Source organism: Chryseobacterium sp. SIMBA_028 (assembly GCF_046535285.1).
Taxonomy (GTDB): Bacteria; Bacteroidota; Bacteroidia; order Flavobacteriales; family Weeksellaceae; genus Chryseobacterium.
Window position 1 is genome coordinate 203,315 of sequence record NZ_JAWRWZ010000001.1, and the last position, 16,892, is coordinate 220,206.

The following is a 16,892-nucleotide window of genomic DNA, read 5'->3' on the forward strand; positions in this document are numbered from 1 at the left end:
CAGTCGTAACATTAAAAAAACAATTATGAGCAATAAAGATAACCTTTCCCCTGTAGAAAGGATTAAAACCCAAAGTAACGGACTCAGGGGTACATTAAAAGACAGCCTCGCAGACGACTTCACAGGAGCCATAAGAGAAGATGACCAAACCCTGATCAAGTTTCACGGAATGTATCAGCAGGACGACAGGGACAGGAGAGAAGAACGTGTCTCCAAAAAACTGGAATGGCTGTATTCCTATATGATCAGGCTTAGGCTTCCCGGCGGATTTTTAACCTCAGATCAATGGATCGGAGTGAATGAAATTGCCCAGGACCATTCTACAGGAACCATAAAAATAACAACAAGACAGACGCTTCAGCTGCATGGTATTTTAAAGTCCCATTTAAAGCCAACCATTCAGAACTTTAATCTAAATCATCTTGACTCTATTGCGGCCTGTGGTGATGTGAACAGAAATGTTACCTGTACAGCAAACCCATCAGAATCTCCTTTACATCAGCAAACCTATGAACTGGCAGGTAAAATAAGTGAAATGTGTCTCCCTAAAACACAATCTTATTATGATATCTGGATTGATGATGAACTGATTGTTGACAGAAAAGCAGAAGAAGACCCTTTGTATCAGGACAGATATCTTCCCCGAAAACTGAAGATTGGTATTGCGGTTCCTCCCAATAATGATGTAGATGTATTTATCAATGATATTGCCCTGATTGCCATTATTGAGAATAATCAGATTGCAGGCTATAATATTGCTGCCGGAGGAGGGCTGGGAGCTACCCACGGAAATGAAGCCACCTATGCACGCCTTGCTTCTGTACTTGGATTTGTAGATTCCGAAGAAAAGGCCCTACAGGCAGTATACGAGATCATAACAGTACAACGCGATTTCGGAAACAGAAGTGATAGAAAACTTTCAAGATTAAAATATACCATTGATAAGCTTGGAATAGATCAGTACAGAACCGAAGTAGAGAAAAGAACCGGATTTAGCTTTGAGCCTGCCAGAGTATTTAAGTTTGAACAGAGAAAAGACCGCTATGGCTGGACACAAAATCATGAGGGAAAATGGTTTTATACATTGTTTGTAGAGCATGGAAGAGTATTGGATATCGAAGAATATCCTTTAAAATCAGGATTATTAAAGATTGCCCAAACCGTTGAAGCCAACTTCAGGTTTACCTGTAACCAAAACCTGATCCTTGCAGATATCAACGAAGACGATAAAGCAAAAGTGGAAAGCCTGTTACAGGAATATGGAATTTCAGAGTACACAGAAAAAGCAAGTGCCCTGCGTAAGAATTCTGTTGCCTGTGTTGCTTTAAATACATGTTCATTGGCTTTAGCAGAAGCACAGCGTTATTTACCGTCATTGGTAACCAAAATAGAACCCATTCTTGAAAAACATGGCCTTTTACAGGATGATATTACCATTAGAATGACCGGATGCCCCAATGGATGTGGTAGATCTCCCAATGCTGAAATTGGATTTGTAGGAACAGCCTACGGTAAATACAACCTCCATATTGGTGGAGACAGGCTGGGAATGCGATTGAATACAAAATTCAGGGAAAATATTGGTGAAGAGGAAATTCTGACTACTCTTGACGAACTTTTCGGAATTTATGTACAGAAAAGACTTACAGAAGAAACATTTGGTGATTTTTCATACCGCTACTTAAAAACTTTAAACTGAATATATGACAAGCCTTTTTTATGATCTGAAAAAACTAAAAAAACAGCAATCTCTTCTTTTAATTTTAAGTGAACGAATGTGTATGTGTTGTTGATTCTTAAACAATGACAACATATAAGCTGTTTCAACTTATTTCAACCATAATTTAACTTTTGCAGGATACTCAGAACCCTTTCATCAAGAGGGGGCATCCTCGGTACTCCAATTGGGATATCAGGTTCCATAGGACTTAAGATAAAGTATCTCACTTAGAATACCTAAAGTGTTAAAAAACTTTTGTCCCTTTTATGGTTAAAGATAAGCGATGTCATTATTCTTCAAAGACATCAAGGTTCAAACAGCTTCATTCTTAACTTAAAAAATGAAGAAAAATGAAAAACAAAAAACATGGATATTTTCTGCCTAAAACAGGGCTTATATTAATTACATTTTTATTTTGCAATCTAGCAGAGGCACAGCAGCTTATAGAAGTAAGCGGAATTATTAAAAATACAGAAACCCAAAAAGGAATTGATGCTGTAAAGGTACAGATTGAAAATACACAGGATACCGTTTCCACCGATCAACTTGGAAACTTTAAGATAAGAACAAGGGTTACCATTCCATTCCGATTGGCTATCAATAAAGATGGTTTTTCCCATCAAACAGTGGAAATACTTTCTCTTTCCAATAAACTAACCATTGGGCTTAATCCACAAAACACTATTATTGATGATGTGGTGATCTCTGCTTCACGTGTTCCGGAAAAAGTATTAAGATCTCCGATTGCCATTGAAAAAATTGATATCAAAACAATCAGGGAAAGTCCGGCAGCTTCTTTTTATGAGACCTTGGAAAACGTAAAAGGATTACAGTTGCTTACCTCCAGCCTTACCCTGAAAATTCCTAATTCCAGAGGATTTAATTCTCCCAATAACTTCCGGTTTATGCAGCTGGTGGATGGGGTAGATGTACAATCTGCAACATTAGGTGTTCCTTTGGGAAATGCAATTGGTCCTACAGAATTGGATATTCAGTCTATGGAAGTTACGCCGGGAGCTGCTTCCGCGTTGTATGGGATGAACGCCATCAATGGGTTGGCCAGTCTCCAGACGAAAGATCCATTTACCTCTCAGGGATTAAGTGTATACTTTCGGGGCGGGGTTAATCATGTAGACAATTTCAATCATAAAATAAGTTCTCTGGGAGAGAGTGCCATCAGATTTGCAAAAGCATTCAATAAAAATTTTGCCATCAAGGTAAACGCTTCTTACTTTAGTGGAACAGACTGGATTTCAGACAACCATACAGATCAGAATCCTAATTCGTTCATCACTGCCAACCCCAATTTTTCACTAGCCAATAATCCCTCAGAAGATCTTTGGAACAAATACGGTGATGAAAGAAATAACCGCGTTGCCGTAAAAGTGGATTACAATGGAAAGCCGACAACATTCAATGTTTCGAGATCCGGATATTTTGAAAAAGATTTGGTAAGCCCGGAAGTAAAGAATATAAAATTCGATGCCGGATTATATTATCGTTTTGGCGACCAGTGGAAAGCATCCTATGTTTACCGATATGGTTTGCTGGACGGGACCTTTCAAAGAGGAAATAAAATTCGTTTACAAAATGCTACCGTTCAAAACCATAAGGTAGAACTTACCGGCAAAGAACTTACTTTCAGGGCCTATGTTTCCATAGAAAATACAGGAGATTCTTATAACCTGAAACCTTTGGCAGATAATCTTGATCTAACGAACCTTTCAAATAACAACTGGAAGAATATTTTCCAGACAACATTACAAAATAACATCAATGCCGGAAGAGGTCTTAACGAAGCTTTTATTCTTGCCCGACAGGAAGCAGACAAAAATAGAGTAGTACCCGGAACCTCTGCTTTTGAACAATTAAAAAACACCATTATTGGAATTAATAACTGGGACTCTGCCAACGCAGGAATTGCCGGAGCTCCGGCAACAGGAGGTGCCAAACTTGAACAGAAATCCCGTTTTTATCAGGGAGAACTTACGTATGATCTCAGCAGATTTGTAAAAATATTCAATCTTCTTGCCGGTATAGATTACCGTTTGTACAGCATAACACCTGACGGAAATAATTTTGTAGACTTCAACAGACCTGTTACAGAAAGAAATATCCCTTTATCTAACGGAACATTTGGTAAGGATGTTATTTATCAAAAGTACGGTGCCTTTGCTCAGATTACCAAGCTTTTCTTTGATGATAAGTTAAAACTTAATGCAGCTTTACGCATCGACAGAAATCCGGAGTTTGAAGCCAAGCTTAATCCAAGAATCAGCATTGTATATTCTCCCGTTAATCAACATAATTTCAGGGCATCCTTTCAAAATGGATACCGATTTCCATCCTTGTTTGAAGCCCTTTCCTTTGTCAATAACGGAAATGTAAGAAGAGTAGGAGGACTCTCTAAAGTAAATGACGGATTAGGGTATTTGGAAAATTCCTACACACTGGCATCCATAGATAGGTTTACTTCTGCAGTAAATGCCGATGTAGACGGAGGAAAAAGCCAAAGCCAGGCCGCTCAGGACAATCAACAACTTTTAACTGTTGCCAATCTCCAAAAATTGCAACCGGAAAAAATCAATTCCTTTGAAGTAGGCTATAAATCTGTTTTCTTTAATAATAAACTGGTATTGGATTGGGATTTTTACTACAACATCTATGAAGGATTTCTTGGGCAGGTAGAAGTCGCTGTTCCTAAAAACAGTCAGGTGGGAAGCAATACGGCTATCCTCGCCATGCTTGACCGAAGCAAACAAGACCGATACAGAGTATATACAAATAGTAATAATAGGTACAAAAGTTACGGAACTTCACTAGGCATCCGATATAATGTCGTTCGAAATTATAACGTTAATGCTAATGTATCTTATAATGATCTTGCCTCCAACAATACTTCAGACTTGTTTATTACCGCATTCAATACCCCGAAATGGATGGTGAATGTAAGTGTAGGGAATAGGGAAATCATCAGAAATATAGGATTTACGATTGTAGCAAGATGGCAGAGCAATTTTGCTTGGGAAAGCCCCTTAGCTTCAGGAGATATTCCCGCTTATTATACCATTGATGCACAAGCTACCTGGAAGCTTCCTGAAATACACGCCAATATAAAAATTGGGGCAACCAATTTACTGAACAGACGTTACTTCCAATATGCAGCTGGACCTGAAATTGGAGGTTTATATTATCTCGCTTTTACGTATGATTTAAAACTGTAATCAAGATGAGTAATTCTTTATATCCCGTATTTTTAAAGCTAGAAAAATTATCATTGCTGATCATCGGTGGAGGGAAAATTGCCCTCGAAAAGCTAGAATCTGTACTTGGTAATTCTCCCGAAACTTCCATCAGGCTGGTCGCCAGTGAAATTATTCCTGAAGTAAGGTCCCTACAGGATCAGTTTGCCAATATAACATTGCATGAAAGAGCCTACAATAATGATGATTTTAATGACACAGATCTGGCAATTATAGCTGTAAATGATATTGTACTGGCAGAACAGATCCGCAATGATGCCCATCAAAAGAATGTATTGGTTAATATTGCCGATAAACCTGATTTATGTGATTTCTATCTGGGTTCAATCGTTAAAAAAGGCAGCCTTAAAATTGCCATTTCAACCAATGGAAAATCTCCAACCATTGCAAAAAGGTTAAGGGAAACATTCACAGAAACAATTCCTGATGAAATGGATCTGGTACTGGACAATATGCAGAGTATACGTAATCAGTTAAAAGGTGATTTCAACCATAAAGTAACGGAACTCAACAAAATAACTACCCAATATTTATCTGATGGAGCCGTTTCGTCAGCAAAACCAGATCTTGAAATTGAAAAGCTGATCAATATTACCAAAATAGCTCAAAGAAAAGCCAACATCTATCTGGCCATCATAGGAGTTATGCTTCTTTTCGGGATATTGGGTCTTGTGGTGTATCAGTTTAATCTTTCCTGTGATATTCAGGATTTCCTTAATCAGGATAATCATATCTTTTACTGGATGCTTTTTGCCGGTTTTATGGCAGAAATCGTTGCGGGATCAATGGGAATGGGGTATGGGGTAATATGTACAACCATATTGCTTTTATTGAATGTTCCGCCACCTGTGGTAAGTGCCAGCATTCATTCTGCAGAGTCTTTTACAACCGCTGCAGGGGGATTCAGTCATTATAAATTGGGAAATGTAAATAAAAAAATGGTTTGGGTATTATTTCCTTTGGCCATTGTAGGTTCAGTCATTGGTGCATTAACTTTATCTCACTATGGCGAACATTATGCCCATATTGTAAAGCCCATCATTGCATGTTATACCTTGTATTTGGGAGCCAATATCCTGAAAAATGCCTTTAAGGACAATAAGAAAAACCGCATCAAGTCCAAGAGAAGAACCAATCTCAGAGTACTGGGACTTGTTGGAGGTTTCATAGATTCCTTTGCCGGAGGTGGCTGGGGACCGTTAGTAACCGGAACATTGATCAAGGAGGGAAGAATTCCCCGCTATGTGGTCGGAAGCTCAACTGTCGCTAAGTTCCTGCTGACGGTCACCAGTGCCATTACATTTATTTTTACCATTGGTATCCATCATTGGAATATTGTTCTGGGACTTCTTTTAGGTGGAGTTTTTACAGCTCCGTTTTCTGCCATGCTTACTTCAAAACTACCCACGAAGAAAATGTTTGTCGTAGTAGGAGTAGTGGTTATTATCATGAGTCTGATAACCATCGTAAAATCATTGTTATAAAAACAGATCAGCTCTATAATTTATATCTAACAGATTATCAATATTTATCAGGAAAAAACGATTTAAAAAGCCCCTTATCAGAATGTGATAAGGGGCTTTTATATTATTGTATTATCAAAAATTATGACTTATTCTTTATTCCAATTAAATTTAAAGCATTAGAGGTCAAAAAGATATCATCAAAAACAGTCAATGATTCCACATCATTGAATCCTGTTGGCAACAAATCATTTTTATTAAAAGACAGTTCTATAGACTCATCATAGGAAGCTATAATTCTAACCTTTGAATACCCGTTATAGCCCACTTTAAATCCCTCAAACATACATTTTCTTTCTGCTTTCTGATACTCGCCATATTCTTCAAAACCAAGAAGATCTTTTCTTTCTCCCTCATTATGCTCAAGTGATTTCCATGAAGTATAGTTTTTAGGTTCCTTTAGAACATTTCCTTGTGAATCTACAGGAACAAACATTCCCAAAGTGAGGGATTGTTTTAGAAAATTGGCATAATTATTCATCAAATTTAAAATTTGAAGATCAGCATACCCTTCGTTGGCGTAGTATTCAAGCACGAAGGTTGTCATCGGAATCAGCTTGTGGGAAGCATCAGTCGGCATAATTGTTTTTTCTTTATCGGGCGATAAAAATAGTATTTTTATTTACTCTACCCAACGAAACTATGAGAACAAGATGGAATTTATACCCATTCTGAATAACGATAACAGGGAGAGATCCGCTCTTTTTTCAGTATTTTTGGGAACAAGAACGGTAATAATGACAATGAACACTTCTCCACAGGATATTGATGAGATCCTTGACTTATATAAAATGGCTTCTGATTTTAAGAAAAAAGTATCCGGTGTACAATGGCCGGAGTTTGAACGAAGCATGATAGAAACCGAAATCCAGGAAAACCGACTTTTTAAAATCACCGTAGATCAGCAGGTTGCCTGTGTCTGGAGCATTACTTTTGAAGATCAGCAGGTTTGGGAAGACAAAAATGCAGATCCAGCCATATACATCCACAGAATTGCCACCAATCCTCACTTTCGGGGGCAAAAATTTGTAGAACAAATCGTGGAATGGTCCAAGCAATTTGCCAAAGAACACCAAAAATTATATGTAAGAATGGATACTACGGCAGGAAATCAAAGACTTACAGACTATTACGTGAAATGCGGGTTTTCTTATTTGGGCGACAAAAAGATTACTGATACTGAGGGACGGCCTGCCCATTATCATAATGCCATCATGGGACTCTTCCAACTGGAAGCTTAGCATTTTATTATTTACAGACAGGCTGAACGTCATTTAATAACGTCACCAGCATTTTACCAGGCTCTTCAATAGGAATTAAGTGTGCTGAATTTTCAAACCAAATTCCTTTTTTAGTCGGAGCCTTTACATTCTGAAGCCATTGAGCAGTAGGCTCTGATGGCGTGGTATAATCATGTCTGCCCATAAACATAAAAACCGGTATCGGAAATATTTTAACATTCTTAAAATCAGTATCAAGAAATTCCGAAAGAACCTTTGAAAGAGTAAATAAACTTCCTTTACCGATCGCTTCCGCATCCTGATAGGAATATTCCGGAGACCATAATGGAGCCTGAAAGAAATATCTGGAATTGTTTCTGTAGGCCGTTAAACCACCATAATATTGAGGCCATTTTCTTGCAATAATGATTCTTTGTCTTGTAATGGGTGTATTTCCCGGATAAGGAGCAATGGATGCCAATTCCTTTAATGCAATATCATTTTTGAGCCTTGTAGCCTCTTTTACAGCAAAATCAACACTCAGACGTTCATTATCTCTGGTATTGATAATTTGCCCGATTCCTACATAGGCATAAAACAAATCCGGTCTTTTCAAAGCGGCTTTCATGGAAATTATAGTTCCCCAACTGTGTCCTATAAGAATTACTTTTTTCTTTTTATACTTTTCCTTTACCAGCTCTGCCATTTGTATAGCATCATCCACATATTGATTGATATTGATAGTATTCTTTAGCCTTAATGTATCATTGGCATTATAGGTTTTTCCGGATGCCCTCTGATCATAATTAACCACTGTAAAATATTCTTCCATCGGTCTTTGAAACATCCACATTACCGGAGCAATAGGAGAGGCAGGACCTCCATGTACAAATAATATTACCGGATTTTCCTTGTTCTGTCCACGTACATACACCCATTGCTGAACTCCCCCCACAGTTGCCTTGTACCTCTCCTGAATTCCATTGGGACTCACAATGGAGTCCAAATCCTTGATAACTTCTCTGGCTTCTCCATATTGATCACATGGCTTATCTTGTCCAAATAAGACAAATGAGAATAATAAAGCAATGATTGATAGAATGTTATATTTCATTGTATTTTGTATAAAGTTCTGATTATTAAACTCAAGTTAAACAGATATATTGAAAAAAAGCCTCCTTTATTTACTGCCTAATGCTTTTTTTTCAGCATCCAGAAATTCATATACCGGAAAAGCATCTCCCTGATTGGTTAATGCAATAATACAGGTATTATTCTTCAAATCCCTCCAGATGACGCTTCTGAAACCATCCACACCGCCTGTATGCAGTGCAGCATGATCAGAAACAAACCAGCCAAAACCATATTCACTAGGTTTTTTGTCTTTTAAAATCGGCAATTCATACATTAGTCTAGAATTTTCTTCATTCAGTAGCTGATGTTTTCTTAAAGCCTGATCAAATTTGTACAAATCCCGCGTGGTAGAATAGATGCTGCCATCTCCGGTAGTTAGCAAAGAATAATCGTCCGGTTTCTTATGAATATCATAAGCTTTAATCATCTCAGAGGTTGGAATGGTTTCAGCATCATAAACAAATGAATGGTTCATCTTCAAAGGCAAAAACATCCGGCTATTCATAAATTTATTGAACGACTGCCCTGATAAAGCTTCTATAATCTGGCCCAACACAATATAACCACTATTACTATATTCAAACCGGCTTCCCGAAAGAAATCTCAGCCCTGATTGCTTTTTCAGAAAATTCATAACATCCCGATTGGTAACCTTATCATGATCTAAAACTAAAACATTTTCATAATCTGCCAATCCCGAAGTATGAGTAAGCAATTGCCGTATGCTTATATTTTGAGCATATACAGGGAGATCCGGAATATAACGGCTTGCCTTATCATCATAGGACAACAGATGCTCCTGCTGCAGTATCATAATTCCCACAGCAGTAAAGGGTTTCGTGAGAGAAGCAATACAAAATGGAGTATCTACCGTTAAAAGTTTCATTTCTTCAAAATTTTTATAACCCAAGGCGGTGTCACAAATTACTTTTCCCTCTTTTATAATGAGAACAGTACCGTTAAATTTTCCTTTTTCATAAAAATCCACAAGAACATCTTTTTCTGATTTTCCCTTGCAAGAGAATAAGGTTAACAGTATAATACTTAAAATAAATGATGTTCGGATCATGACTTAAAATATAATATTCAATATGTCAATCACATCCATCAAAAAGTTACAAAACAGCCGAATGATATCAAAATAACTTCAAAGAAAGTCTTTGTGGCAATTTTGTAGAGGAAATATTAAAAACACACTGCCTTATTTTCATCATCGCACATAGTAAATAATTGATTTTCAATATAAAATATTGATTAATTTAAAAAAGATTATCTTTACGAGAACCAAACAAAATATTCACAATATGTCAGTTACACCAGAAGGAGCCAGGAAGGCTCAGTTATCCTTATCTGAAAGGGCCCCGGTTGCCCATGCTGTTCTTTCGGGAGCAGAAAATATTTCAAAGTACAGTAATGGAGTTTGCCATGATGTTGTTGCTTATGCCCTGTACATGAGAGGGGCTAGTATTAATCCAGATGAACTTGCTGGATCATCAGGCCAAAAATGGTTAAGTAAATTCAACTATCCTGCAGGAGAAAAATGGGACGGATATTCACCAATTCCTAAAGGAAAAGCCATTGGTTTTTATAGATTAATAGACAAAACATGGTTTCACTCTGCCATTACAACAGGAAACGGAAATGAAATTAGATCAGTGAACGGGTTCTCTCTGGGATCAGCATGGTCTGTTCCCGTAGATATGAAATGGGTTTTAGGAAAAATGAATTCCGATGGAACCTTTAATTATGACGGAACCAAAATAGAAGTGTATATCTCTTCTTTATAACAAGATTTCAATATTATCAATTAAAAAACCTCTCTAAGCTTATACTTGGAGAGGTTTTTTGATATTTTATTCCTTTCTTATATGAACTTTTAAATCGTATTATTTTAACCCAACTTACGGGCAAGGTTCTTAAAATATAACGATTAAAAAAATTATATACTCATACATTTCGGGCAAATTCCACTGATCACAAAGTTATATTCCTCGGCTACAAAATGATCAGGCAGACTAATTTCAGGAATAGCATTTTCAATGCAGGTTACAGAATGACATTTTTTACAATTAAAATGAACATGATTATGAAAATGCTGTTCATGTGTACATTTACCGCTGCATTTTGCAAAATTCACAACACCATCAACATTAACAATCTTGTGAATAGATCCCTCGTTTTCAAGCCTTTCCAGCACCCTGTAAATCGTAACCCTATTGCAAAGATCTCCAAGTTTTTTCTGAATATCAGAATGCGTTAAAGCTATATCAGAGTGATTAATAAGGTTTAAAATTTCTGTTTTTGCGTGTGTATTCCTTACCTGTTTCATATTTTAATGCAACATAGTTGCGTTATTTGGATTTTTATATTTACATTTGCAACAAAGTTACGATAAGAAATTTAAATCCTATGTTGTATGAAATCAAAAATTCTTGATGCTGTTGGAATTTCAGCTGCCGTTTTATGTCTGATTCATTGTATTGTTTTTCCATTATTGCTAATCATTCCATTGGGAATATCGCATAATCCTTATGTTGATTTGGCTTTTCTTGTTATTGGAGCCTTGGTTGTTTTTAGAATAACAAGACATATGGCCAATCGTTGGCTAGCAGTTTTGTTTTGGGCTTCTATTCTTATGATTTCAATTTCAGTCTTTACAGATTTACTATTTGAAATCCATCTTCCATTGATATACGTTGGAGCTGTAGGTTTAATCGCAGGGCATATCATCAACTTTAAAAATCATAAACATTAAGAATACATGACGAAAAAACTTCCTGTAACAGTACTCAGTGGCTTTCTAGGAGCCGGAAAAACAACTTTACTGAATCATATCCTGCATAATAAGCAAGGCTTGAAAGTTGCAGTCATTGTTAATGATATGAGTGAAGTCAATATTGATGCACGTCTTATAGAAAACCAAAATACACTTTCAAGAACAGAAGAGAAACTGGTAGAGATGAGTAATGGTTGTATCTGCTGTACGCTCAGAGAAGATCTGATGGTAGAAGTAGAACGTTTGGCCCACGAAAACCGTTTCGATTATCTTTTGATTGAAAGTACCGGAATTAGTGAACCTATTCCCGTGGCCCAGACCTTTACCTATATTGATGAAGAAAGCGGAATTGATCTTTCCCGTTTCAGTTATATTGATACTATGGTTACCGTTGTGGATGCCCTCAATTTCATGAAAGATTTTGCATCCAATGAACGCCTGATGGATCGTGACCTTACTGATATGGAAGGAGATTATCGCACCATTGTAAACCTTCTTACCGACCAAATTGAGTTTGCCAATATCATCATTCTGAATAAAACAGACCTTGTAGATCCGGAAACACTTGGATTTTTAAAATCAGCCCTAAAAAAACTGAATCCGGAAGCTACAATTCTTCAGTCAGAATTTAGTAAAGTAAATCCACAGCATATTTTAAATACACAACTTTTCGATTTTGATAAAGCACAGGCTTCTGCAGGTTGGCAAAAAGAACTGCAGTCTGATCATCATACTCCGGAAACTGAAGAATATGGAATAAGTTCCCTGGTATTCAGAGATAAGAGGCCATTTCATCCTATGAGACTTTGGGAGTATCTCAATAATTATCCTGAGGGAATACTAAGAGCCAAAGGTTTATTCTGGCTGGCTTCCAGAACCAATGACGCCCTCAGTTTTTCTCAGGCGGGAGGTTCCTTTCGTTTGGAAAAAGCAGGAATATGGTGGGGAAGTATGCCTATGAGCCATAGAGCACAATATGCCTCATTTATAGAAAATCAGGAGTTTATTGAAAGCAGATGGGATAAAGACTGGGGTGACAGAATCAATGAGCTTGTTTTTATCGGACAAAATCTGGACAAAGACCAAATGTTACAGGATCTTAAGGGTTGTCTCATCAATGATCAGGAAAAAGAATTATTAGATCAAAAACGGGATTTTGAAGATCCTTTTCCACAAAACATTTAAAATTAACCATTTATTAATGCAACTAAGTTACGATAGAAGAAATATATGCAATAACTTAGTCCATTATTTTTACAGCTATGGACAGAAGAAAATTTCTAAAAGGTTCGGTATTGCTTTCAGGGTTGTTGTCTCTCTCGCCCTCAGAACTTTGGGGTTCCAAAAGAAATGTGGATCAGCCTAAAATCGGAAAAGCAAAAAACATCATATTTATGGTCAGTGACGGGATGAGCCTCGGAACTCTTTCAATGGCTGATCTTTATTCAAGAAATATTTTAGGAAAAGGAAGCCATTGGCTCAACCTGTATCATGAGAAAAAAGTTTCACGTGCGTTAATGGACACTGCTTCGGCCAGCTCAATTGTAACGGATTCTGCGGCCGCAAGTTCTGCTTTCGGAGGAGGAATAAGAGTAAAGAATGGGGTATTGAATATGGGCGCCAATGGCGAAAAGCATCTTCCCATATGGCAGAAATTTAAAAAGGCAGGGAAGAAAGCAGGTTGTGTGACTACGGTTACTGCTACCCATGCCACTCCTGCAGGCTTTTGTGTCAACTCTGCGAAAAGAAATGCCGAACCTCAGATCGCTGAGATGTATGCAGATCTGGAAATAGATGTTTTAATGGGAGGTGGGGATGAATTTTTCAACCCCGATAAAAGGGAAGACAAAAAAGATCTTTATTCCGTATACCAAGAAAAGAAATATCAAATTTTAAAGAACCGTAATGACCTTAAATCCATTAAGAAAGGAGAAAAAGTTTTAGGAATTTTCAGTACGGGAGCATTACCTTACACCATCGATAAAAACAACCTCGCTGAATTTAAAAATACACCTACCTTGGCAGAAATGGCCAGTGTTGCCATTAATCAGATGAAAGAACATCCGGAAGGCTTTGTTCTCCAGATAGAGGGAGGAAAAGTAGACTGGGCAGCCCACGCGAATGATGTAGCCGCACTCATCCATGATCAGCTTGCATTTGATGAAGCCGTGAAAACCGTAATGGATTTTGCCGAAAAAGATGGAAATACCCTGGTCATCATTACTACAGATCATGGTAATGCTAATCCCGGAACTATTTACGGTTCCGAGGCGACCCCTCATTTCAACAGTATTTCAGCATATCAGTACACGAATGAATATATTCTGAATAAAATCCACAAGGATTTTTCCATTAAGGATATTAAAGACTGGATATATGAGGGCAACAAACTTATTCTGAATGATGATGAAGCCAAACATTTATTGAGCTTTTACAACGGTCTGGAAAAGGAGGAGGGACTTTATAATTATAAGAAATTACCATTTAAACTGTATTCTGAAATTCAGAAAAGTCGAAATTCGGTAGGGTGGATCAGTATGGATCATTCGGGAGACTATGTAGAAGTAGCAGCCTACGGTCCAGGGAGTGAGCTATTGCAGCCTTTTATTAAAAATACAGATCTGCATTATTTCATGCTGAAAGCATCTTCAATATAAAAAGGAGACATTTTTAAACACATATTTTACATTTTTAACAGGTTTTTAAAAACAGGCTATCCGAAGTATACTACTTTTGAATAGCCTGTTTATTTTATCAGGTTAAATATCCTGTTTATCATATACTTTATGAAGTTTTTTTACGACGTCCGGAAACCTTTTTATCAAGATCCTTAATGTCCTGTCTCAATTCGCGGAACATTTCCTTAAAGTTATAGCTCTCATAATCTCCGGGTTCAAAATCCTCAGGGAAAATTCCAGAAGCATACTGCCAGATTTCTACAACATCCTCAAACGGAATATCATAGGGCTCGTAGAAAGAATTATCTGCACTTACAGAAATAGAATTTCCTTTCTTCTCCTTAAAGCGTTTGTAGGTAATTCCATCATTCAGGGTGATAAAAACATAGGTTTTTCCAGGCTTCAACTCATCTATTCCCTCTACATATTTCCCTACAATATAGGAACCACTTCTAAATGGCGGCATAGAATCTCCGTCTGCCGGAAAAGCTCTGTATTTCCCATTGGTTAAAAAGGGCAGTGCAATCCTTTGAAGACTTTCTATATATTCCACATCACTATACCCTTCCAGATATCCCATGGAAGCTTTCTGCGGAATAATTTCTATGGTATCATTCCCGAGGTCATCAACGGCTACAGGAAGAACAATTCTGTTATCAGGGAGCTTCAGCATTTCGTCCATTGGATATTTCTGAATGTCTACAGACAACATAAGGTCAATGCTGACATGAAAATATTTTGATATTTTGATCAAAAGTTCAATAGGGGGTTCTGAAATTCCGTTTTCATATTTGGAATACCTCACTCGGGAGATCAACAGTTCGTCGGCAACATTTTGTTGGGAGAGCTTTCTCTTGGCTCTTAAAAAGCGTATATTATTTGAAAAAATTGACATTGATACAAGTATGTACGCAAAAATACAAATTTTGACTCCGTTATCAATAACCAGAATCAGTTTTACCATAAAAAGTCAGGATATTCGCCTTTTCTCCGATCAAGTTGGTTAAATATAGCAGCAGAAAACCCTCTTTTCCGAATCTAAACCCCTGATTTTCGGATCAAAACAAGTTTTTTTACGTGACAGGGATATTAATCATAATAAAACATCATTTGAGTTAAAAAAATTAACTCTAAAATTCCCAAGTTGAAATATGTTTTTTAACATTTAGAAAATCAAATAGATATATTAAAAAACGGAATATTCATAAAATAACAATTATATTAACGAAATATTAAATTATAAAATTATTTAATTATTTTATTCAAAAAAATATCTACATATGTTTATTTGTCATATATTTGTGATGTATTAATCATATAAAATTTTAATCATGAAAAATTTCAAAAAACTAGACAGAAACGAACTAAAAACTATTTCAGGAAACGGGTTACTTGATCCAATCGGAGGATTACTTGGTGGTCTTGGAGGTGTAATTGGTGGCGTTGTTGGCGGCCTAGGTGGTGTAGTAGGAGGAGTTGTAGGTGGCGTAGGCGGTGTAGTTGGCGGCGTTGTTGGCGGTGTAGGTACTATTGTAGGTAATGCATTATGTCAAACTCAATGCGTTGTTAACGGTGTAATTCACATCAAGTTACTTGAATGTGGATCTACTTGCTAAGAAAAAACGAACAAGCACTTAAAAAGTATACCGCTCTTTTCAGAGCGGTTTTTTTATGGGAAATATTATATCGTCAGGCCGTGGTTGTTTTTTACTTCAGCCATTACAAATGTACTGTGGGTACTTCCTATAGAATCCACCGAACCAAGCTTGTTAAATACAAAATCCTGATAATGCTTCATATCCCTAACCTGTACTTTCAATAGAAAGTCAAAATCGCCGGAAATATTATAACATTCTGCTACTTCTTCAATTTCCAGAATTTCATTTACAAAATCATACCCTACAGACCGATCATGAATTTTTAACTTGATCTGACAAAAAACCGTAAATCCACGGTTGAGTTTTTCAGCATCTAAAACAGCTGCATATCTTTTAATATACCCATCCTGTTCAAGTCTTTTTACCCTTTCAAAAACAGGAGAGGGAGACAAGTTTATTTCCTTGGCAAGTTCTTTAACGGTCAATTTTGAATTGTTCTGAAGCAGTCTCAGTAAATTCAGGTCCTTATCATCAAGTTGTTCCACAGAATATTATTCTTTTAAATTTAAAATCAATCAAAATTACAGAATTATATTCTTTTAAATATAATTTATAAAGTTTTATTTGCTTAATAAATACTAAACAATTGTCAATATATTCTGTATCACTAATTTTACACAAAATTAAAATCTTTTACCAGTACTCATTAAAGGGTGGTAAAAACAGTTCTTTATATACTTCATCAAACAGGAAAGGTTTTACGTAAGGTAGATTAATAGGGAATCGTGTGAGAATCACGAGCTGTCGCGCAACTGTAAGTAACACACCAAAAGTTTCTGTCCTTGGATATCCACTGCCAAAAGCGGGAAGGATGACAGAAACTGTTACAAGTCAGGAGACCTGCCTTTACTGAATGACAATGCTTTCGCGGGCTGAAGCTTTTGAGTCATACAGATGATATAGGATAGTGCATTTTTCCA

At 36.8% G+C, this 16,892-nt stretch carries 15 protein-coding genes and 1 riboswitch; of the genes, 9 read left to right on the plus strand and 6 right to left on the minus strand.

Annotated features, from left to right (window positions below):
- Positions 1 to 25 precede the first annotated feature (25 nt).
- The 3 genes from SCA31_RS00940 to SCA31_RS00950 all read left to right on the plus strand — a co-directional run bounded on the left by SCA31_RS00940 (position 26) and on the right by SCA31_RS00950 (position 6,467).
- Positions 26 to 1,699 (plus strand): NADPH-dependent assimilatory sulfite reductase hemoprotein subunit, encoded by a 1,674-nt coding sequence (locus SCA31_RS00940; RefSeq protein ID WP_410694928.1) that lies wholly within the window; start codon positions 26 to 28, stop codon positions 1,697 to 1,699.
- Between the two features lie 371 nt (positions 1,700 to 2,070).
- Positions 2,071 to 4,944, plus strand: coding sequence for a TonB-dependent receptor (locus SCA31_RS00945; RefSeq protein ID WP_410694929.1), 2,874 nt, complete (start codon positions 2,071 to 2,073; stop codon positions 4,942 to 4,944).
- Between the two features lie 5 nt (positions 4,945 to 4,949).
- Complete coding sequence (locus SCA31_RS00950; RefSeq protein WP_410694930.1) at positions 4,950 to 6,467, plus strand: TSUP family transporter; 1,518 nt, start codon at positions 4,950 to 4,952, stop codon at positions 6,465 to 6,467.
- Positions 6,468 to 6,588: 121 nt separating this feature from the next.
- On the opposite strand, the gene SCA31_RS00955 is transcribed toward SCA31_RS00950, so the two are convergent.
- Complete coding sequence (locus SCA31_RS00955) at positions 6,589 to 7,086, minus strand: hypothetical protein (RefSeq protein WP_410694931.1); 498 nt, start codon at positions 7,084 to 7,086, stop codon at positions 6,589 to 6,591.
- Between the two features lie 73 nt (positions 7,087 to 7,159).
- Between SCA31_RS00955 and SCA31_RS00960 the strand changes: the two genes are divergently transcribed.
- Positions 7,160 to 7,747, plus strand: a complete 588-nt coding sequence (locus tag SCA31_RS00960; RefSeq protein WP_410694932.1) for a GNAT family N-acetyltransferase — start codon at positions 7,160 to 7,162, stop codon at positions 7,745 to 7,747.
- A gap of 7 nt (positions 7,748 to 7,754) precedes the next feature.
- On the opposite strand, the gene SCA31_RS00965 is transcribed toward SCA31_RS00960, so the two are convergent.
- The gene (locus SCA31_RS00965) at positions 7,755 to 8,840 is read right to left on the minus strand and encodes an alpha/beta fold hydrolase (protein WP_410694933.1); all 1,086 of its coding nucleotides are present in this window, start codon (positions 8,838 to 8,840) and stop codon (positions 7,755 to 7,757) included.
- A 66-nt stretch (positions 8,841 to 8,906) separates the two neighbouring features.
- Positions 8,907 to 9,929, minus strand: a complete 1,023-nt coding sequence (locus tag SCA31_RS00970) for a serine hydrolase domain-containing protein (protein ID WP_410694934.1) — start codon at positions 9,927 to 9,929, stop codon at positions 8,907 to 8,909.
- A gap of 235 nt (positions 9,930 to 10,164) precedes the next feature.
- Here SCA31_RS00970 and SCA31_RS00975 point away from each other — a divergent pair, with 235 nt between their 5' ends.
- Positions 10,165 to 10,647 (plus strand): hypothetical protein, encoded by a 483-nt coding sequence (locus tag SCA31_RS00975; protein WP_076351898.1) that lies wholly within the window; start codon positions 10,165 to 10,167, stop codon positions 10,645 to 10,647.
- A gap of 152 nt (positions 10,648 to 10,799) precedes the next feature.
- On the opposite strand, the gene SCA31_RS00980 is transcribed toward SCA31_RS00975, so the two are convergent.
- Entirely contained in the window at positions 10,800 to 11,189 is a 390-nt protein-coding gene (locus SCA31_RS00980; protein ID WP_410694936.1) for a Fur family transcriptional regulator, read from the minus strand.
- A gap of 87 nt (positions 11,190 to 11,276) precedes the next feature.
- On the opposite strand from SCA31_RS00980, the gene SCA31_RS00985 reads away from it, so the two are divergent.
- The 3 genes from SCA31_RS00985 to SCA31_RS00995 all read left to right on the plus strand — a co-directional run bounded on the left by SCA31_RS00985 (position 11,277) and on the right by SCA31_RS00995 (position 14,293).
- A complete protein-coding gene (locus SCA31_RS00985) occupies positions 11,277 to 11,615 on the plus strand; it encodes a MerC domain-containing protein (protein WP_410694937.1) in 339 nt (112 codons plus the stop codon).
- Positions 11,616 to 11,621: 6 nt separating this feature from the next.
- Entirely contained in the window at positions 11,622 to 12,821 is a 1,200-nt protein-coding gene (locus SCA31_RS00990; protein ID WP_410694938.1) for a GTP-binding protein, read from the plus strand.
- A 77-nt stretch (positions 12,822 to 12,898) separates the two neighbouring features.
- On the plus strand, positions 12,899 to 14,293 hold the full coding sequence (locus tag SCA31_RS00995; protein WP_410694940.1) for an alkaline phosphatase: 1,395 nt from the start codon (positions 12,899 to 12,901) through the stop codon (positions 14,291 to 14,293).
- A gap of 127 nt (positions 14,294 to 14,420) precedes the next feature.
- Here the strand turns inward: SCA31_RS00995 and SCA31_RS01000 are convergent, their stop codons facing one another.
- The gene (locus SCA31_RS01000; RefSeq protein ID WP_410694941.1) at positions 14,421 to 15,209 is read right to left on the minus strand and encodes an XRE family transcriptional regulator; all 789 of its coding nucleotides are present in this window, start codon (positions 15,207 to 15,209) and stop codon (positions 14,421 to 14,423) included.
- A gap of 436 nt (positions 15,210 to 15,645) precedes the next feature.
- On the opposite strand from SCA31_RS01000, the gene SCA31_RS01005 reads away from it, so the two are divergent.
- The gene (locus SCA31_RS01005; protein WP_410694942.1) at positions 15,646 to 15,930 is read left to right on the plus strand and encodes a bacteriocin-like protein; all 285 of its coding nucleotides are present in this window, start codon (positions 15,646 to 15,648) and stop codon (positions 15,928 to 15,930) included.
- A gap of 65 nt (positions 15,931 to 15,995) precedes the next feature.
- Here SCA31_RS01005 and SCA31_RS01010 read toward each other — a convergent pair whose 3' ends face one another.
- Positions 15,996 to 16,457, minus strand: coding sequence for an Lrp/AsnC family transcriptional regulator (locus tag SCA31_RS01010; RefSeq protein WP_410694943.1), 462 nt, complete (start codon positions 16,455 to 16,457; stop codon positions 15,996 to 15,998).
- Positions 16,458 to 16,648: 191 nt separating this feature from the next.
- A riboswitch (cobalamin riboswitch) is annotated at positions 16,649 to 16,835 on the plus strand.
- The last annotated feature ends 57 nt before the right edge of the window (positions 16,836 to 16,892 follow it).